We start from the raw sequence: 20083 nt of genomic DNA on the forward strand, positions 1-20083 counted from the left end.
ATTCCTCTTAAATAATCTTCTTTTTGAATGTATGAGCTTAATACTTAAGACTATGAGTATGGATAAAAGTCTCATCGCGAAAGCGGATATAGGCGCTTAAGTCTGTGATGGGAAATAAAAAAATCTCAGCGGAATATGAGGACATAAGAGCTTAAGACATCTTACGGGAAACAAAAAATCTTAGCGTATATATCATATATTCCGCTAAGATTTAAATCGTGGAGCTAGGGGGATTCGAACCCCCGACCCCCTCCATGCCATGGAGATGCGCTACCAGCTGCGCCATAGCCCCGTTTTTCAATTGTCCGGTTCATTCGAACCTTTGATAGAATACAACATTTTGAGCAATTATCAAAATCTCGGCGTGTCGCTTAGTGAATCCGCTTGATTAATCCGCTTACTGAAGTTGTTTACTGAATCCGCTTAGCGAATACGTTTACTTAAGTCCTTTACTGAATTTGCTCGCTTAACTTGCTCGCATAAAGTATTACATAATCGCTTTTTCAGTGAGTTCGCTAATAATTAGTTGCCTCTACCTGCTTCTCCAGATCCAGATCCTTTTTTGTAGCTTTTATCTACGCTTTTAGACGATCCTGAGCCAGCGTTAGAGCCAGTATGCGATTGTGATCCAGAAGATGATCCTGAAGATGTATCAGAGCCAGAGGAGCCGGATGACGAGCTATTAGAAGAATCTGATGTAGATTCATATCCTGAGTTTCCATCAGTATTATTTTGATCGCTTGTGCCAGGCTGCGAGCTTTGAGACAAATCATCTCCGCTATTGCCAGTTTCGTCATCGTTATTATTTGTTTTAGAATCTTCGTTATCATCCGCGTTAGAATCATCGGAATCTTTATCGGAATTATCCTCTTTCGTGTTATTCTCAGATTGCTCATTCTTATTTTGCTGTTTTAGCTGATTTGGCTGCTCTTGATTGTTAGTATTTTGTTCTTGTTGAGGATAATTTATATTATCTGTTCCTTTACCTTGTGTGAAAAGTAATATTGCTCCTGCTGTTATAACCACAGCTGCTAAAGCGCTTAATACTGATACTAGTATTACTAATTTTTTATATCTACTTTCCATATGGTCATTACTTATATTTTCTTGACTATATGATCTATTAGAGTTTCGTAATGCTTTTGAAAGCGGTATAGGATTCTCGTCTGAGCCATTAGAAAGTTGCATATCTTCTTCTCGTTGTTCACGAATTGCAGCAAGCTCCATAACTCGAGTATTATTAATGCTTTCGTCGTTAGCATTAGAACTAATAGTGCGTGTTCTAGGAATATTTATATTGTTATCGTTCCCAGGTTTTTCGTAATTGATTGTATCGTTGAAGTTATCAGTATCTAAACTGTAATCAAAATTATTTGCGTTATTAAAATTGCCAGAAACTGGAACGTTAGACATTTTAATATCATCTCCTGTTGCTTGCGCTATCTCTTTATTGTTGGTTTCATGAGATTGCGTGCGAGGATTTTGAATTTTTTCTTTTGATGCGCGAATTACGTTTTGATAAATTTGCGATGCTACTGCCGATACAATCGAACCTATGGCAACGCCAATTACAGAGCCGGCTATGCCGATCTTTGACGATAATAAAAATGACGTCACAGCTGCAAGTGAACCAGCAAGTACTTGCGTAAATGATATACCTTTGAAGAAATTCTTCACTAATGTTACCTTAAACGAAATTAGTATTTAAATCTAACAGCATTAAAAAAGTATACACAAAGTAAAACTAAAAGATATATAAAATCTTTGTTTTTAACAAAATTTTGACATTTTGGGGAATAACCCTAAAAACAAATCCTCACTACCGAAAAGTAATGAGGATTTGTTAAAACTCTAGTCCATATGCAGTTAACTGCACGAACCTCACAGAGCGTTAATCGCGAGGGCGAGACCAGACTTACGGTTAGCAGCCTGATTCTTATGAATCACGCCACGACCTGCAGCCTTGTCAAGCTTCTGAGCGGCGACTGCATATGCAGCCTCAGCTGCAGCTTTATCACCGGCAGCGATAGCTTCACGAGTAGCGCGGATAGCGGTTTTCAAAGCCGACTTAACGGCTACGTTACGCTTGTGCGCTTTCTCGTTAGTGAGCACGCGCTTCTTCTGCGACTTGATGTTTGCCACTGTTACTCCAAACGACGTTTGCTATATAAGGACATACAGCGGGCAAGCATAGCATGATTGTTGGATAAATCATTTTTCAAATTAATTAGTGCATATAATCGCATAAGATTCGCAAATTTTCTAAAATTAATGTAAAATGGCTTATTTGCAGCAGAATGTTAATTTTTAGTATAAACGCAATGCAAATACACTACAAATTCTGTGTATTGCGCGAATTTATCTATTGCGATTACTTGTGTTGCATACGAATTGCCTTGTTACAACATGCAAAGGAGATATTTGCTTTGATTACACCGCATAACCAGCCAGGATTTACGGATCAATCGTTGATACGCAATTTCTGCATTATTGCGCATATAGATCATGGCAAGTCCACTGTGGCAGACCGTATCTTGCAGCTTTCAGGAATTGTGCCAGAGCGTGAAATGCGAGACCGTTTTTTGGATCGCATGGATATTGAGCAGGAACGCGGTATTACTATTAAATCTCAGGCTGTTCGTGTTCCTTGGACTTTTGAAGGCAAAGAGTATTCTCTTGGCATGATTGATACTCCTGGTCACGTTGATTTTACTTATGAAGTTTCGCGCGCGTTAGCAGCATGCGAGGGTGCTGTGCTGTTAGTAGATGCTACTCAAGGAATTGAAGCGCAAACTCTTTCTAATCTTTATATGGCAATCGACCACGATTTAACAATTATTCCTGTTCTTAACAAAATCGATTTGCCAAGTGCTGAACCAGATAAGCATGCTGAAGAAATAGCTGGCTTAATTGGCTGCAAGCCGGAGGACGTGTTGCGTGTTTCTGGTAAAACTGGCGAAGGTGTAAAAGATCTTCTTGACCAAATCGTATTGGAAGTTCCAGCTCCAACAGGAAATCCTGATGCTCCTGCTCGTGCTCTTATTTTTGATTCAGTCTACGATTCGTATCGCGGAATCGTCACCTATATTCGTATGGTTGATGGCGAACTTAAGTCGCGCGAAAAATTGCATATGATGGGAATCGGCATGACGCACGATCCTATTGAAATCGGCGTTATTAGCCCAGATATGACTCCGACTAAGGCTCTTGGAGCTGGAGAAGTAGGCTACGTAATTACAGGCGCAAAAGACGTGAGTCAATCTAAAGTTGGTGACACTATTACTAGCGCTGCAAATCCTGCATCCGAGCCTTTGGAAGGATATAGAGATCCGAAGCCTATGGTTTACGCAGGTCTTTTCCCAATTGACAACGCTCAATTCCCAGATCTTCGAGATGCTCTTGATAAGTTAAAACTTAATGATGCAGCTCTTATTTACGAGCCAGAAACGTCTGTTGCGTTGGGCTTTGGTTTCCGTTGCGGATTCTTAGGTCTTCTTCATATGGAGATTGTTTCCGAGCGCTTAAGCCGCGAGTTTGGCTTGGATCTTATTTCCACTGCTCCTAACGTAACTTACGATGTTACTAGCGAAGATGGTAAAGAGCATCACGTAACAAATCCTAGCGAGTTTCCAGAAGGTAAGATTAAGCGCATTATTGAGCCAATGGTTGCTGCCGATATTATTACTCCGAAAGAGTTTATTGGTGCTGTAATGGATTTGTGCCAGGATCATCGCGGAGAAATGGGCACAATGGAGTACATTAGTTCCGACCGCGTGGAAATGCATTACAGGATTCCTCTTGCAGAAATTGTTTTTGACTTCTTCGATCAGCTTAAAAGTCGCACAAAGGGTTACGCTTCTCTTGACTACCACGAGGATGGCGAGCAATCTGCCGATTTAGTGAAAGTTGATATTCTTATTCAGGGAGAAAAGGTTGACGCTTTTAGTGCAATCGTGCATCGTGATAAGGCTTATTCTTACGGCGTTATGATGACTAAGAAGCTTCGTGGACTTATTCCTCGCCAGCAATTTGAAATTCCAATTCAGGCTGCAATCGGCTCTAGAATTATTGCTCGCGAAACTATTAGTGCTCTTCGAAAAGATGTGCTCGCTAAATGCTACGGCGGTGATATTACGCGTAAACGTAAGCTTCTCGAAAAGCAGAAGGCTGGTAAGAAGCGCATGAAGATGCTAGGCCATGTTGAAGTGCCTCAAGAGGCATTCGTTGCGGCTTTGGCTACAGATGAGAGTGCAAACGACAGAGACACTAAAGATAAGATTCGTGCAGCACAAAAGTCTGAAGGCTGAGGCTTATATTGAATTTTGAATCGAACATGACAAGTGAAGATTCGCGTTCAATCATGCCTTTTGAAGTGTATGTACACGTGCCATTTTGCTTGCGACGTTGCGGATATTGCGATTTTAATACGTATACTGCGCTCGATTTAGGAGAGGGAGCAAGTCGTGAAGGCTATGCTGATGTTGCGATTCGAGAAATGCAACTCGTAAAAAAATGGCAGGAATATCACGGGATTTTCGAGCCTAAAGCGCAATCTGTTTTCTTCGGCGGCGGAACTCCAACAGTTCTTAAAGCGCAAGATTTAGTGCGAATTTTGCAAGAAATACGTAACTTGTGGGGATTTAATAAAGACGCTGAAATAACGACTGAAGCAAATCCAGACACTGCAGATGAAAAGTATATTGAGACGCTTGCAGAAGGCGGATTTACACGAATATCTTTTGGAATGCAATCGGCTGTTGCGCATGTTCTTAAAACTCTTGACCGTACTCATACTCCAGAAAACGTAACTCGCGGTGTAAAAGCGGCGAATGCTTGCGGCTTGCGCTCAAGCGTTGACTTGATTTATGGAGCTCCGGGGGAGAGTTTAGACGATTGGCGAAAGTCAGTAGAAATGGCTTTAAGTCTGGGCGTTAACCATATTTCTGCATACGCGCTAACGGTAGAGCCGCGTACAAAAATGGGTCGTCAAATCGCTGCTGGCACTATTCAAGCACCAAATGATGATGATGAAGCCGCAAAATACGAGTTGGCAGACGAACTTTTTAATTCTGCTGGCTTAGAATGGTACGAGATTTCTAATTGGGCGCGCCCCGGTTTTGAGTCTCGTCACAATCTTGGATATTGGAAGAATATTGATTGGGCTGGAATTGGTCCTGGTGCGCATTCTCACTACAATTCTGCAAATCATATTAGTAAACAAAGTATGGATGATGACGCTTCTTTAGCTAATCCAAACGAGTTTTATAATCTTCGCTCATGGGATATTTTGCATCCAAAACATTGGGCTCATGCAATTAATTCTGGGAATGTTCCTTGGCAAAACTACGAGTGCATAAACGCAGAAGATGCGCTTATTGAAGAGGTAATGTTGGGGCTTCGTATTAAAGAAGGTCTTAATATTTCGCAATTGTGCGGAAAGATGCGAGAAACTAATAAAGCCTTCGATGATTCGCATTTGCAAAAAGTGTTACTTGAAGTGTGTAAGGAAGATTTGGCAGTGTTGCATGAAAATCGCATTATTGCAACGCGCAAAGGTAGGTTGCTCAACGATTTATTGATAGAAAAAATCGTTGACGCGTGTGAAGACGGTCTGACTGTGCGCTAAAATAGTGCGTATTGTGTCGTAAATACGTTATATGTGAAAATTCAATGTGGAAAGGAATAATCATGGCAAATCGTAAAGAGCGTCGCGCGAAGGAAAGGCAGAGCCGCAGGGGAATTCCTTCACAGTACGATGATACAAAAGGTCGCGCTAGAAGTGGAATGATTGATGAGTACGCTCTTCAGGATCGTTCTCGTCGTCTTGCAGAACATAAAGATGGGGAGTGGAAACCTTCTTCTAGTGTTACTTCCCAAGAAGATAAGTTTAATCGCAATATTCTTCGTGCTGAAGCTGGGGATGAAACTTGGAATAAAGTTCGTAAAGTGATAAGCATCGTTTCATGGGCTGTTATTCTTATTTCTGCATTCGCTTTATTTGTGTTTATGTGGTTACCAAATACTCCTATTGTATTAACTATTATTTCTTCTGTGCTTTTTGCTTTAGGTGTTGTTGGATTGTTCTTCACTATTGGCAACGCTAGACGTAATCCTCGTCTTGATGAGCATGGTACGTCGCTATAGTGCGATGATTTTTTAGCTACATTTTGTAGTTATATTTCATAGCTGCTGAAGCTTCTGAAACTGCTGAAAGAGCTAAGACTGCTGATACTTCTAATACACGTAGAAGCAAAATTTTAATAGTATTGCTCGGTTATATTGCCATTCATATTTATTGATAATGATTTTATATATCATTTAAGACCTTGGCTTGTGATACATTTAAGCAATACTCATTTTTTAAATATTTAATTGGCTAGTAATTTATTTTTTAAATTACGATGTGGATTACGTTATAGATAATAAAAGAGTATTAAATAAATTAACGAATATTTTTTTGTCAGGTATTTCGGTGATGAAAGGCGTTCTATGACATTTATTTCGCGAGCAGTTCGGTATATTGTAAGGAAGCGTATTAAAAGTTTAATAATTTTTACTATTCTTACTTTGATTTCTACACTTTTATTGGCTTCTCAAGCTGTTGGCTTTGCTGCCCAAAAAGAAAGTGAAAAGGTAGAAAGTCAAGCTTCATCTAGTTTTGTTCTTTCTAATAATCCTCAATTTAATCCTGGAACGCCTAGAGGAGCAGGAACTGTAAATCCTAAAGACGTTTCTAAAATTTCTAAGATTCAAGGAATATCTTCATATGTTGTTCGCCAAAACGTGACAGCGGATTTAGTTAATGCAAAAGCTGCACGTATTCCAGGCGTACAAGATTATGATGAGCGTCGTGAAAAGCAATTCGGTAATGCTGTGAATTTAGAAGGCACGAATGATTCTGCATCTCTAAATGCTTTTGTGACTAAAACGATTAATTTAGTTAAAGGTAAGCATATAAATTCAAAAGACACTCATGTTTCTTTTATTCATGAGGACTTAGCTAAATTAAATAATTTAAAAGTTGGGGATAAGCTTATTTTAAAAGCTAATCCATATGATGCGGATAATGTTCGTCAATCCAAAGCAAGTGTGACAACTACCATTGTTGGAATATTTGGCGGTGCTAATAATCGCAGTGTTGCAACTAGAGCAGAGCTTACTGCGAATACTATTTATACAGATTTGAAAACTACCAGGGAACTTTATAAATATGAGCCTGGGAAAGAAATATATCAGGATGCGACATTTTTTGTTAAGCGAAATTATGATGCAGATCAAATTATAAAAGAAGCTTCTTCCTTAAATATCGATTTGCAATCGTATCAATTAACTAGGAATGATCAATTTGTTTCAGGTCTTATAAATGCTGCTAAAGGTGTTCGTTCTATGATGAGCGTTACGTCTGTAATTGTTATTTTGTTTGCAATTATTGCATTAGGATTGGTTTTGCTTTTATGGTTTAACGAGCGACGCAGAGAAATGGGAGTTTTGACTTCTATTGGCGTTAAAAAAAGTTCAATGATTTTACAGTATATTAGCGAAATTTTCCTTGTTTCTATTTTCTCAATAATACTTGGATACTGCATTTCATTGTTTGTTTCTCCTTGGATGGGTAGTTCTGCGTTGAGTTCAGTAAATAGTTCTGCTGCGCGCGAACTTAGTTCTATGGGTCAAGCAGGTGGGAATCTTGAATCAAGTATGGCGACAAGAACCTTAGATAAACTTGTTGTTAATGTTGATTTGAATTGTCTTGCATATACAACTTTTATTATTGTTTTCGTAATTGTAATCGCTGTGCTTATTTCAAGCTTGCCAATGTTAAAGAAAACTCCTAGAGAGTTATTGGGAATGCAAAAATAATATTTTATAAATTACTTAAAACAGTGTATTTTCAAGGAATCAAATGAATCAATCAATAAAAGATATTTTATATAGATCGTGGATTGCTGTTGTAAGGAAGCCGCGAAGAAGCGCTATGTTAATGCTGATTATTACTTTAGTGTTAACTTCTTTAGTTTCTCAGGCTGGTGTGATTGCAGCTGTGCAAAGTGTGCAAGAGAATATAAATAATAATATTGGACTAGGATTCAATGTTTATTCTCGAAATAATGTTGATAATATAACTCAACAAGCACAGTCAAACTCTCAAAATACTGTTACAGATAAAGCTGTTGATAATACAAGTAATTCCGACAAATCCAATGGTTTTGTAGATTATTCTCAATCTGGAATGAGTTTAGAACAAGCTAAAAAGTTTTCTTCAATAGCTGGTGTAAAAACAAGTTCTTATGAGTCTGAAACGCTTGCTTCTGCTCGTGGTATGCGAATTGTAGCTGCAACATCTGGTCCTAGATTAGATAACGACAAAATGGCATCATATGTAGGTGTTACTGGAACAACGTCTTCTCAGCTAGCGTCTGGATTCCAAGAAGGTTTATATAACCTTGATTCTGGGAAACATATTGATGCTAAAAGTTCTCATAGTGCAATAGTGCATAAAGCTTTTGCTGATAAAAATAAACTTCACATAGGATCTGAGATTACTCTTTATCAAGGCAATCATCATGCAAAAGTATCGATAGTTGGCATATTTTCCGGGAAAATGCAAACAAAAGGGATTTTGCCATCTGATTCTTCAGAAAATCGCATTGTAACAGATATTGGTACAGCTTTTACGCTTAGTGGAGCTAAATTAGTAAATGCCGTTAGATGCGTTCTGAATAGTGAAGATTTATTGAATAATGCTCTTATTAAAGCTAAAGAATTATCAAAGGAAAATTCGATATTGAAGATAATTCAGCTCGTTTTAGTGGAGTATTACAATCTGTGAAATCAGTTAAATCAATGATAACTATGATTTTTGTAGTTCTTGGATTAGTTGGAATATTGATTTTAGGATTAGTGCTTGTTTTCTTTGTGCGCAGTCGCATTCATGAAGTTGGAGTATTCATGGCGCTTGGTATTAATAAAATCTCTATAGCTGCTCAAATGATTGCTGAAATCATTATTATTTCTGCAATTTCAGCATGTTTATCTCTTATATTCGGTGCTTCTGTGTCGCGAGTAGTAGGGAATTTTATGTTTTCGAGCATTGCTGATTCTTCTATTTCATCGTTGCATATTCCTATGTTGCCTATTAGTCAGACTGTATTTGCTTTGCTTATAGGATTTGCTATGGCAATAGTTGCACTATTACTTGCATTAATTCCGTTATTTACTTCGCGACCTCGTGCTGTTTTAAGTGCTATGAGTTAGCGTTTTAGATATTTGGATAAATCAGAAGTATTTTAAGTTAAATAATTATTTTATAGAAAAATTTTGAAAAGAGTTATTGTAAAAGGAATGATTATGACAAATTTATTAGAGTTAAATAATGTTGAATATTCTTATGGTCCTGCAAATATAGCTGTTCTTCGTGAAGTTAATGCTGTATTCGAATCAGGAAAAATGTATAGCATAACAGGCCCATCTGGTTCAGGAAAGTCAACAATACTATCTTTATTAGCTGGTTTAGATTCTCCTACCAATGGCACTGTTCTTTTCAATGGGGAAAATATTGCAAGTACTGGTTATGCAAATCACAGGAAGAAGCATGTTTCTTTAGTTTTCCAGAATTTTAATCTTATTGATTATTTAACTCCGATAGAAAATGTGAGACTTGTAGATTCTAAAGCGAAAGTTGATATTTTGTATGAACTTGGTCTTAATGAGCAAGAATCAACTCGTAATATTATGCAACTTTCAGGTGGTCAGCAGCAGCGTGTTGCGATTGCTCGTGCGCTTGTTTCTTCTTCTCCTGTTATTTTGGCTGATGAGCCTACAGGAAGTTTGGATCCTGATACTACTTCTGACGTTATTTCTTTGCTTCGTGATGCTGCGCATAAACGTGGAAAGTGCGTAATTGTTGTAACTCATTCTTCTGAAGTTGCATCTGCTGCAGATATAAAATTAGTTCTTAAAAAGAAGAGGCTTATTTCAAAATGATTTAGATTTTTGGAATTAAGTTTTATAGGTTTTACACTGTTTTACTCTGGTCTTTGTGATTTTGTCGCACGTTATGCTAATAATGAAACACATCGACCAGAGGTTGCATTTGACAATAGTAGCCAATATGAGCTTGAAAGTAGCGAAGATTATTGGTGAAAGGGGATAATGCCGAAATTTATGACGATACTTTCTAAGTCATAAGTTGGGATTTGACTGAATAAGTCAAATACTGTCGCAGTAATTCGGCGTATTGCTGCGGAGTGCTATCGACATGCATGCTGTGCTTGTTTACCTCTGAGAGTTTAAAAGGAGGAAACATGGAACACAGTTCTAATCTGTCACAAAAGATTGTCGGAAACAGTTCTATAAACAATAATTCTGCTCACTCTAATGAAGTAAAGCGCGGTCTTAAAACTCGTCATATTTCTATGATTGCGCTTGGTGGAAGTATTGGCACAGGCTTGTTTGTTGCTAGCGGTGCAACTATTCACATGTCTGGTCCAGGTGGTTCGTTGCTCGCTTATGCTGCGATTGGCATTATGGTGTACTTCCTTATGACTTCGCTTGGTGAGATGGCCACTTTTATGCCTATTAGTGGTTCATTTGCATCGTATTCTGGAAAGTTTATTGATCCAGCTTTAGGTTTTGCAATGGGATGGAACTATTGGTTTAATTGGGCGATTACTGTGGCTGTAGATGTTAGTACAGCTGCAATAGTTTTACAGTACTGGTTCCCGAAAATTCCAATATGGGTGTTCTCGCTTGGTGTTCTGATATTTATTTTGCTTATTAATATTCTTACAGTTAAATGTTTTGGCGAAACTGAGTATTGGCTTTCCGTTATTAAGGTAGTTGCTGTAATCCTATTCTTAGTTATCGGTTCACTTACAATTATTGGCATTATTGGTGGCGATGCACCGCTATTGAAGAACTTTACGCATAAGGATGCTCCGTTTGCTGGTGGTGTTCCTGCTGTGCTTTGCGCATTCGCTATTGCAGGTTTCTCGTTCCAAGGAACTGAGCTTATTGGTATCACTGCAGGAGAGTCCGCAACTCCAGAAAAGAGTATTCCAAAGGCTGTAAAGCAAGTGTTCTGGCGTATTCTTCTTTTCTATATTCTTGCTATTTTCGTTATTGCTTGCATTATTCCTTACACTGACAAGAATTTGCTTGGATCCGAAGTAACTGATATTGCTATAAGCCCATTCACGCTCGTCTTCCAGCGTGCAGGTTTTGCTGCTGCTGCAGGGATTATGAATGCTGTTATTTTGACTTCTGTTATTTCTGCAGCTAATTCCGGTATGTACGCTTCAACGCGAATGCTTTATGCGCTTGCAAAAGAAGGTAATGCTCCAAAAGTCTTCGGAAAAGTGAGTTTACGAGGTATTCCAGTTCCGGCTTTAATTGCAACATTTGTTGTGGCTTTGTTCACGTTCTTCATGAGTATTTTTGGATCGCAAATATATATGTTCCTGGTTGCTGCAAGTGGTTTGACTGGTTTTATTGCTTGGGCTGGTATTGCTGCTTCTCACTACCGTTTCCGTAAGGCTTATGTGGCTCAGGGTCATTCTTTGAACAATTTAGTGTATCGTGCAAAGTGGTATCCGTTTGGTCCGATTGTGGCGTTCCTTTTGTGTGTTCTGGTTATTGTTGGTCAGGATTTGCGCTCGTTTGCAACGCTTAATTGGGAAGGTATTGGTATTACTTACATGTCTGTTCCGTTATTCATAATTCTGTACGTTGTGTACAAGATTAAGAATCGTACTAAAGTAATTCCTCTTAAAGAAGTAGATCTTGGGAAGTGATTATTTAGTTGTTATCAAGATGTTATTAAAAGTTGTGTATGAATTAGGTTTCTAATTCATACACAAATGGTTGAGGCTCAGCAGAAAAACTGTTGAGCCTCAACCATTTTATTTTTAGTTATTTGTTTTATAAGATACCAATTTTATGGGTTTTGTTTACCTTCGCCTTTAGTTGGATCAGTTGTAGTTACTGTTCCAGGATTTGATTTCCCTTTATTATCTTTTTCTGGATTTGTTTTGCCTTTTTGGCTATTTTCGCCGTTTTCGGTTTCCGTTTTGCCTTTTCCTTTGCCATTTTCCCCTTGCTCTTCTGAGTTTCCAGAATTGTCGTTGTTCTTAGGGTCGGTGTTGTTTTTGTTGTCTTTGTTGTCTTTGTTGTCTTTGTCTTTGTCTTTGTCCTTGTCACCTGTCTTTTTGTCGCCAGGCTTGGTCTTATCGGTCTTGCCAGTCTTTCCTTTGTTTGTCTTAGGAGTGTTCTTATTAGGAGTAGTCTTGCCAGTCTTGGTTTGATTATTTTGTTTAACTGGATGTTTTACAACAGGATTAGGCGTACGCTTAGTTTCTTCTTTCTTGTTTGCGCTTGTATCCTTGTTTTTATCCGCGTTCTTATTGTCTTTGTCTTTATCTTTGTCTTTGTCCTTATCTTGCTTTTCATTCATTTCGTTAATCAATGAAACTGCAAGAGAACGTATCTTAGTAGCTTCATCTTTATACCATTGCGATGCAGCTATTGCTTGAGCGCTTTGTTTTCCTAATTCTTCAGCTGAATTAGCATTGCATGTAATTGGTTCAGGAGCTTTTTCTGCAAGTAAACTTGCTAATTTCTTACTATTTTCGCTATCTTGTTGCGCTAAAGTAACTAAAAAGGAATTCCCTACAAGTTTTTTCCAAGTTTTATTTGGTTTTGAAATTTTTGCTACTTCTTCTTGGCATTGTTTACGCGCTTCATTAGTTTCTTCGGATTGTTTAAAATACCAATACGAACCTAATCCAGTTAATGCAAGTGCTAATACAACAATGCATGATATAAGAGCAATAAGCTTCTTTTTCTTTACATTTTCGCCTAGTAAAACTTTTGTTGGCATATGTATTTCCTTACTTGTGGTAATCATTTTTAGTGTATTGCAAGTAATACGTGCCACATATTTTACGCTATTTTATATATGTTTAGAAGTGATTCTAAAGTTTAATTCACAAAATTAGGGTTATTTCCCAAAGCTAGGCGTTAATTCACAAAATTTCGGTTAAATTCAAAACCTCTATTGCCATACAAAAAAACCACCGGCGAACCGGTGGTTAATGGCTCCTGCGGCTGGGCTTGAACCAGCGACCATTCGATTAACAGTCGAACGCTCTGCCAACTGAGCTACGCAGGAATATCCTTTGTGTTTAGCTGTGTGCTGTGCACAAGACATTTATATTACACGGATTTTTAAGATATGCAAATTTTCTTAGTTTTGGCGTGTCGTAAAATCTTAAAACAATATCAAAATTCAATAAAACTCAATAAAAACAAGGTTTTTTCTATTTGTGCATAGTCTTATGAACTTCTGACCACATTTATAAAAAATACTTCTTTTTGCTTAACACAAGTTTCATAATTTATATAAATCATAATTATATAAATTATTTTCATTAAGTTAGAGCTTCAAATAATGAGAATAAAATATGAAATTTATTTGTATTTATACATGTGATTTTCATATGAAAGAGTTATTTTTTAGCTTTTTACGAACTGCTAATAAGCCAAAGTAAAAATTGTGGGGGAAGGGGTTATTTATGTTTTTGCGTAAGGTTTCGCGTAATTTTTCTAAGATGTTTTTGCGCATGGTCTCACGTAATTTTTTGCTTAAGAATTCTCTATGCAACTTATTTTCTTTTAACGTGCTTTTTAAAAAATCAGATTCTTTAAATAATTCAGAAAAAAGTGATAAAACAAGCAAATCTTCATATATTTTATATTTTGCTATTGTACTTACTTTAGTTATTGTTGCTATAGGTAATTTAATATCAAGTAATTTAATATCCAATAATTACAACTATTATTCTTCATATGACTCTAATAAAAAGATTTTAAATTCAAGTAAATCTGATTGTTACCGCGTGATGCTAGTTAGTGATTCAAAAGCTTCTTCGAAAAGTATTTGTGAAGCTAGTATGTTGTGGCCTGTAAAGCATGTAAGAATATTAAGGCCTTTTGATCCTCCTGAAAAACCTTGGATGGCTGGCCATCGAGGGGTTGATTTAGAAGCAAAAGAGGGAACCAAACTATTTGCTCCAGCTAACGGAATTATAAGTTTTGCTGGCGTTGTAGCTCATAAAAATGTAGTCAGCATAAAGCATGGATCTATAACGTCCACTTTTGAACCTGCTAAAACATTTCTTTCAGTAGGTGAATCCGTAAAGCGCGGACAACTTATAGGATCTGTTTCTCGCGGATCTGATCATTGCGATAATTCGTGTGTTCAATGGGGTCTTAAAAAAGATAAGCGTCACTATGAAGACCCTGCTATTAAAGCTTCTATGAGGAGGATTGTATGGAAACCAATAAAATAAGCATTTTGTGGTGAAAATAAGCGTATTCGAATAAATCATATAAATCACATAAATCACATTCAAGTTTTAATTTGGCAACTTATTTGTGCATGAAGATACTTACGAAAGTATAGAATGTGGAATCATAAGAATACGTGTAGATTCTAATTAGATCTACTAAAGTACTGTTTCGTTCACATAACAAAGGGAGCGTTATGCAGGAGTTTTCTCGTCCGCTTGATGAGCATATTGAATATGATGCTAATATATTTTCAATTCTTGAAAATCGTGTTGAACGCAAACCGGATGATTCTTTAGTTGAATACGTTAATGACAACGGTAATTGGGAATCTTTCACTGCTAAAGAATTTCGAGATAAGGTAATTGCTGTTGCAAAGGGATTGATTGCTCGTGGTGTTATGCCAGGAGATTCTGTGTCTATTATTGCTCACACTTCTTGGCAATGGACAGTGTTGGATTTAGCAATTATGTCTATCGGTGCTTTAACTGTACCTGTTTATGAAACTAATTCTCAGATACAGATTATGAATATTTTTAATGATTCCAATGTTGGTACTGTATTTGTAGAATCTCCTGAATTACAAGATAAAGTCCTTAATGTTAAAGATGATTGTCCTTCTTTGAAAGACATATATGTTATTTCTCGTGATGCAATAGATGCGTGCATTGAATACGGCAAGGCTGTTACAGATGCTGAATTCTATGAGCGTGAGCAGTCTGTTCGAGGAGATGACTTAGCAACAATCGTTTATACTTCAGGATCTACTGGCGAACCTAAAGGCGTAGAGCTAACACATAGTAATTTTGTTTTTATCGCTAAAAGTGGTGTTATTTCTATGCCAGATATTGCAATGAAGCCGAACGCTAGATTATTGCTGTTTTTGCCATTAGCTCATGTTTTTGCACGCTTTATGCAATTCTTCTGCTTCGCAGGAAATGTCACTCTCGGTTTAACAAGTAATTTAAAGACTATACTTTCTGATTTCCAGAAATTTAAGCCTACATTTATACTCGCTGTTCCTCGTATTTTTGAAAAGATTTATAATGCTGCTTCTCAAAAAGCTGGTCGCGGCGTTAAAGGATTTATTTTTGCTCGCGCTACTAAAGTCGCTATTCAGTGGTCTAGAGCGCAACAGTCCGGTGGTGCTATCCCTCCTATGCTTTCGCTTATGCACTCAATATTTAACAAGTTAGTGTATAGCTCAATTATGCAAGTTTTTGGTGGATCGGTTGAGTATGCAGTATCTGGCGGAGCTCCACTTGATTTATCTATAGCACACTTCTTTAACGGTGTTGGTCTTCCTTTGCTTGAAGGATATGGCATGACTGAAACTTGTGCGCCTGCTATGGTAAATCCTACAGTCGGATATCGCATTGGTACAGTTGGATTACCTGTTAAAGGTGTTTCTGTTGCTATTGACGATGAAGGCGAATTATGCATTAAAAGCCGTGCAGTTTGCAATGGCTATCATAATCATCCTGAAATTACTGAAAAGCAGATTGTAAATGGCTGGCTTCATACAGGTGATTTTGCTTCATTAGATAAAGATGGGTTTGTGCGAATCACTGGTCGTAAGAAGGATCTTATTATTACAGCAGGAGGAAAGAATTTATCTCCTGGTCCTTTAGAAGCATCTATTATGACTTCTCCAGTTATTTCCCAATGCGTTGTTATAGGGGATAGGAAGCCGTTTATAGCAGCTATTATTGCGCTTGATTTAGCTGAAGTTAATTCTTGGCTAGAACAAAAGGGTGCTCGTAAAGTGTCTTCTCTTGCTGAAGCATCGCGTAATTCTATTGTTAGGGCAGAAGTTGAGCGTGCTGTTTCTAGGGCAAATACGATGGTTTCTAGAGCTGAATCCATAAGACGTTTTGAAATCGTTGCAGAAGAATTTACTCAGAAAAACGGATTGATTACTCCAAGTATGAAAGCTAAAAGACAAGCAGTAGTAGAGCGTTATAGTAATTTGATTGAGCAAGTTATTTATGCTCCGCGCAAACGTCGATAAATAGATAGATAAATAGATTGATAGATAAATAAATAATAGATAAATAAATTCTGCTAAAAGTTCGTTATAAGTTATATAGCAAACCTTTAGCAGAATCTTATTATAAATTTTCGTAAGCTATGGAACTTTTATAATCCTGCATCTGCGAGGCTTACGTATCCAGGATCAATCAGCATTGCCTTTAGATTTGTAGCGCTTACGGCAATAACCTTTTCGGAATAAATAGCTACTTTCTTGTTATTTATCGTAACAGTTGTCATTTGAGCGTCTGGAGTTAGTTTGCCTGTTTGATTTAATTGTTGACAAACATGTGCTACGTCTTTTGAAGAATCTTGCATATTTTCAATAGTCGTAATCCATTGTTTGCCCTCAACGATATTAGGCAATGAATCCTTGTAGGCACCGTAACCTGTTACGATTGGCCATTTCATCAATGAATCATTTTCTTCATTAGTGCGATTATTGTCTGTTTTTGAATCTTTAACAGTTGAATTATCGTTTATGTTATATTTATCTTTAGATTTATTATCTTTTTTATTATTTAGGTTAGGCGAAGGAACTGCTTCTTTATTAAGATTTCGCTTGCCAATAATATTTCCAATAATATCTTGAACGCTAATAGAAGGATTAATATCTGCAGCGCTACCTTTGTATCCAAAGTCAGATAGTGCTTTGACTATCTTAGAAGCAGCGTTATCGTTCAAGGCAATAATTCCATCAATATGTGAATACTTATTACCTAAAATATTTTCCTGTGAGATTAAACGCTTAGTAAGCTCTTTTTTAAATGATTCAGCGTCATTAGCGTAAAAAGCAACGTTTTTCCAATCTTTTTCTTCTACTTGCGCATGTAATTTTCCAGATGGTGAAATTAAGGTTCCAGCTTCAAAATAAGGCTGTAATACTTTCCAAATACCTATAAAAGCATGTCGTGCAAATTCGTCGGAATATGATTCGTCTTCTGCATTATTGGCGCTTGAACTTGTTCCATCTGATTTATTTGAATCGTTCGAGGATTTAGGCTGAACGTGGCATGGCAAAAGCACTTCAATAGACTTAGGATGGTCTTTACTTGCTTTGTATAGCGCAAGTTTTTCAACAAGTGTTGCCGCTTGCATTTCGCCTATTTCTTCAGCAGTAGAGAAATTAAATATAGCGTCTGGCTCAAAGTTTTCAATCATGCGAGACAAAAGTACTACGTGCATTCCGTACTTTTGAGCTAATTTCAATGCTGATGCTAAACGTTTTTCTGCAGCATTATCTACATGCTTGTTCGCATTATTTTGAGTATCTTGATTGTTGTCATTAGAAGTATTATCAGCGTTTTTACTGTCTGCTTTGTTGTCTGTTTTTTCGTCTTTTTTTACGTTAGATTTCTTTGCAGATTTCTTTGCAGACTTATTTTTTGAAGAATCATTATTTTTAGAATTTAAATATGATGCGTATTCTGGCTGAGTAACGTAATCGCCATAATTATTGCTTCCGTTTTTATCCGTCCATGGAGCAACAACAATAGTTGTTTCAGATTTTTTGGAATCTGTTACGCTATTGCCTTTATTGTTAGATTTTTCAGAATCATTATTCTTGTTCTTTTGCGAAGAAATTTTTGATACCACATAATCTTGGATTGCTTGGCTTTGTTCTTCTAAGTTTGAGTAAGAATGTGTCTCAATATTTGAATCGCTAAAACCATGCGATTTCAAAGATTTTACTATTTCAGGTATTAATAAATTCCATGTGCTCAGTGGAGTGTGTCTATTTAATGAAAGTCCGTCTGAAGGAGAAAAAATAGCAACATTGCCAATAGGCTTTCCAGATTTGTTTGCGTTTGAGCTTATTTGCGATGTTGAAGTTGAGCATCCTGCAATCGCTAAAAGTGTAGAAATAACAGTAAATACAGCTACAACATGACGTAATCGTGTTCGCAAACGAATCATATTACAATGCCTTCCATCAGTTTACAAATCAATAAATATTTTTTACAACTCATGCTATTTTATACGTATCACTTGTATGTTTATTAATGCAATTGGCGTGTCATATAAGTAATTAAACGTAATTCTTAGCACTAGATTTCAATGCAATACGAAAATGTTTTGTTTTATCACAAATTTTGCAATAAACTCACGCACATATCTCTATATTCTCCAACGTAGCCTCCGCCAAAGAATACACAATGGCCAGCAATTGGATATAGCTGCCAGATAGTTATGCGCTTTTCGAAACCAGATTTAAGAGGATGAACGGATTGATATCCATTTAGTATTTGTTCAAAATAGCTTATTCCAAACAAGTGCAACATAGATAGATCTTCTTCTCGATGACCTCCATGAGCAGCTGGATCAATTAGAACTGCTTCTGTATATTCTTTATCTACAGTTTGCGTATTGTTTTGGCTCTGCGATTCGCTCGGAGTTGAAGTCCAAAGCACGTTTCCGCTCCATAAATCTCCATGAACGCGTGCAGGCTTATCTTCGCTAGCTTTACCAAGTAAATCAGGAAGAGCGTCAATAACTTGATTAGTAAGTTCTAAATCAGCTTTTGATAGCTCGCCACGCTCAATTGCGAGATTTACCATAGGTTTTAATCTGCCTTCAGCTAAATAATCTATTACGTTATCCCATTTACCTGTATCCATTTTTACTGGATCTGAAAGTGGCCCAAAATAGCATGTTCCATCATAATCTGCTGGTGGTTCTCCAAAATATTTTGCACCATAATCGTGCATATGCGCTAAAGCGGCACCAAAACGATATGCTGCTAATGGTGTAGGCCTTGATGACATGTTTATGCGCTCAATATTTAAATAGTTAGCGCCCCAATCGTATACTTTTGCAACTCTAGGTCCGCCATGATCGTGAGCTTCTTGTAACCATTGCAAACCTTTGCCTTCGCACTCAAAAAATCGATTTGGCGCGTATAACCTGCTTTTCTTATACACATCATTATTCATAGCAACCTCATTATTCATAGCAATTCTATGCGTGATTATGCCTTTTAATACCTTTATACTATTCTACGTCTAAAGATTTTATTAATGCTATTTTGCTATAAATACTATTTGTATTATTTGTATTTTGCATTACTTATATAGGTACTTTTGCTAAATAGCACGATTTGTGTATGTCTTTTAGATATGTATTTTTCTATTTCTTCTTTTCTTTTATTTTAAGAGATTAGTTAGTTATCGCTTTTGTTTTTAGTGGAGAAGCAAGATTTTAAAAAGTTGTATCCGAAAAGTATGCCAGCTAAAAATAGCGCTCCACCTAATCCTGTGTAAAATACTGCTATAAATTGTTCAGGTGCAAGATTGCTTGTTCGTAAAAGTATTCCGCCTGTCATCATAAACGCCATAATTGCGAATGATTTCACATCAAAGAATTTGAGGAAAAATTGTTTTTCTGTATATGCGATAATCCTTGAAGTATGTTTTTTAACAAGCTTACTGAAAATGAATATATAGAATATTGCAAAAACAATCAAAGATAAGCCGTAATTAATTATGGATAAATAATTTGGGTATGCTAAAACTCCTATGCGCAATATGTTAAATCCTGCTGCTGCCCAAACTAAGCATGCTATTGCTAAAAGAGTATTTTTTGATACTTTCATGATTCTTTCCTTAAATTCAAGCTATAAACAATTTTTAGCAATATTTTTTATATTTAATTTATATATTTTAGCAATAGTATAATTAGGAAAGATTATTAAAATAAATTTAGTTAA

16 protein-coding genes, 2 tRNA genes and 1 riboswitch are annotated in these 20083 nt (G+C 36.8%); of the genes, 10 read left to right on the top strand and 8 right to left on the bottom strand.

The window, feature by feature from the left end; translation table 11 throughout:
- Positions 1–219 precede the first annotated feature (219 nt).
- The 3 genes from HXT51_RS00130 to rpsT form a co-directional block, all read right to left on the bottom strand.
- A tRNA-Ala gene (locus HXT51_RS00130) sits at positions 220–292 on the bottom strand.
- 230 nt (positions 293–522) lie between these two features.
- Entirely contained in the window at positions 523–1677 is a 1155-nt protein-coding gene (locus HXT51_RS00135) for a hypothetical protein (RefSeq protein WP_421776490.1), read from the bottom strand.
- 204 nt (positions 1678–1881) lie between these two features.
- Positions 1882–2142 carry a 30S ribosomal protein S20 gene (gene rpsT, locus HXT51_RS00140; protein WP_415691898.1) on the bottom strand — a complete coding sequence of 87 codons (261 nt, stop codon included), beginning with the start codon at positions 2140–2142 and terminating at the stop codon, positions 1882–1884.
- Between the two features lie 284 nt (positions 2143–2426).
- Between rpsT and lepA the strand changes: the two genes are divergently transcribed.
- The 8 genes from lepA (at position 2427) to HXT51_RS00180 (ending at position 11792) form a co-directional block, all read left to right on the top strand.
- Positions 2427–4307, top strand: coding sequence for a translation elongation factor 4 (gene lepA / locus HXT51_RS00145; protein ID WP_421776491.1), 1881 nt, complete (start codon positions 2427–2429; stop codon positions 4305–4307).
- Positions 4308–4333: 26 nt separating this feature from the next.
- Positions 4334–5626, top strand: coding sequence for a radical SAM family heme chaperone HemW (hemW, locus tag HXT51_RS00150; RefSeq protein ID WP_421776492.1), 1293 nt, complete (start codon positions 4334–4336; stop codon positions 5624–5626).
- A 62-nt stretch (positions 5627–5688) separates the two neighbouring features.
- Positions 5689–6144: a hypothetical protein gene (locus HXT51_RS00155; protein ID WP_103084971.1), complete on the top strand. Its 456-nt coding sequence runs from the start codon at positions 5689–5691 to the stop codon at positions 6142–6144.
- A 345-nt stretch (positions 6145–6489) separates the two neighbouring features.
- Positions 6490–7860: an ABC transporter permease gene (locus HXT51_RS00160; RefSeq protein WP_421776493.1), complete on the top strand. Its 1371-nt coding sequence runs from the start codon at positions 6490–6492 to the stop codon at positions 7858–7860.
- 43 nt (positions 7861–7903) lie between these two features.
- A complete protein-coding gene (locus HXT51_RS00165; protein WP_421776494.1) occupies positions 7904–8830 on the top strand; it encodes a hypothetical protein in 927 nt (308 codons plus the stop codon).
- Positions 8827–9255, top strand: a complete 429-nt coding sequence (locus tag HXT51_RS00170) for an FtsX-like permease family protein (protein WP_421776495.1) — start codon at positions 8827–8829, stop codon at positions 9253–9255. Before HXT51_RS00165 ends, HXT51_RS00170 begins: the two co-directional genes overlap by 4 nt.
- A 93-nt stretch (positions 9256–9348) precedes the next feature.
- Positions 9349–9984 carry an ABC transporter ATP-binding protein gene (locus HXT51_RS00175; RefSeq protein ID WP_421776496.1) on the top strand — a complete coding sequence of 212 codons (636 nt, stop codon included), beginning with the start codon at positions 9349–9351 and terminating at the stop codon, positions 9982–9984.
- Positions 9985–10072: 88 nt separating this feature from the next.
- Positions 10073–10261, top strand: a riboswitch (Lysine riboswitch).
- A 91-nt stretch (positions 10262–10352) separates the two neighbouring features.
- On the top strand, positions 10353–11792 hold the full coding sequence (locus tag HXT51_RS00180; RefSeq protein ID WP_421776782.1) for an amino acid permease: 1440 nt from the start codon (positions 10353–10355) through the stop codon (positions 11790–11792).
- A gap of 143 nt (positions 11793–11935) precedes the next feature.
- On the opposite strand, the gene HXT51_RS00185 is transcribed toward HXT51_RS00180, so the two are convergent.
- Positions 11936–12877, bottom strand: coding sequence for an ATPase (locus HXT51_RS00185; protein ID WP_421776497.1), 942 nt, complete (start codon positions 12875–12877; stop codon positions 11936–11938).
- 215 nt (positions 12878–13092) lie between these two features.
- Positions 13093–13168, bottom strand: a tRNA-Asn gene (locus HXT51_RS00190).
- Positions 13169–13571: 403 nt separating this feature from the next.
- Between HXT51_RS00190 and HXT51_RS00195 the strand changes: the two genes are divergently transcribed.
- Together HXT51_RS00195 and HXT51_RS00200 are read left to right on the top strand one after the other, a co-directional pair.
- Positions 13572–14348 carry a M23 family metallopeptidase gene (locus HXT51_RS00195; RefSeq protein ID WP_421776498.1) on the top strand — a complete coding sequence of 259 codons (777 nt, stop codon included), beginning with the start codon at positions 13572–13574 and terminating at the stop codon, positions 14346–14348.
- Between the two features lie 194 nt (positions 14349–14542).
- Positions 14543–16357, top strand: a complete 1815-nt coding sequence (locus HXT51_RS00200) for an AMP-dependent synthetase/ligase (RefSeq protein ID WP_103084976.1) — start codon at positions 14543–14545, stop codon at positions 16355–16357.
- Positions 16358–16485: 128 nt separating this feature from the next.
- Here the strand turns inward: HXT51_RS00200 and HXT51_RS00205 are convergent, their stop codons facing one another.
- From HXT51_RS00205 to HXT51_RS00215, 3 genes are all read right to left on the bottom strand, one after another.
- Positions 16486–18294 carry a hypothetical protein gene (locus tag HXT51_RS00205; protein WP_421776499.1) on the bottom strand — a complete coding sequence of 603 codons (1809 nt, stop codon included), beginning with the start codon at positions 18292–18294 and terminating at the stop codon, positions 16486–16488.
- 167 nt (positions 18295–18461) lie between these two features.
- Positions 18462–19310, bottom strand: coding sequence for a fructosamine kinase family protein (locus tag HXT51_RS00210; protein WP_415692194.1), 849 nt, complete (start codon positions 19308–19310; stop codon positions 18462–18464).
- A gap of 227 nt (positions 19311–19537) precedes the next feature.
- Positions 19538–19969 (bottom strand): hypothetical protein, encoded by a 432-nt coding sequence (locus tag HXT51_RS00215; protein WP_103084978.1) that lies wholly within the window; start codon positions 19967–19969, stop codon positions 19538–19540.
- Positions 19970–20083 lie beyond the last annotated feature (114 nt).

The organism is Gardnerella sp. KA00255 (genome assembly GCF_049244095.1).
Classification (GTDB): domain Bacteria; phylum Actinomycetota; class Actinomycetes; order Actinomycetales; family Bifidobacteriaceae; genus Bifidobacterium; species Bifidobacterium vaginale_F.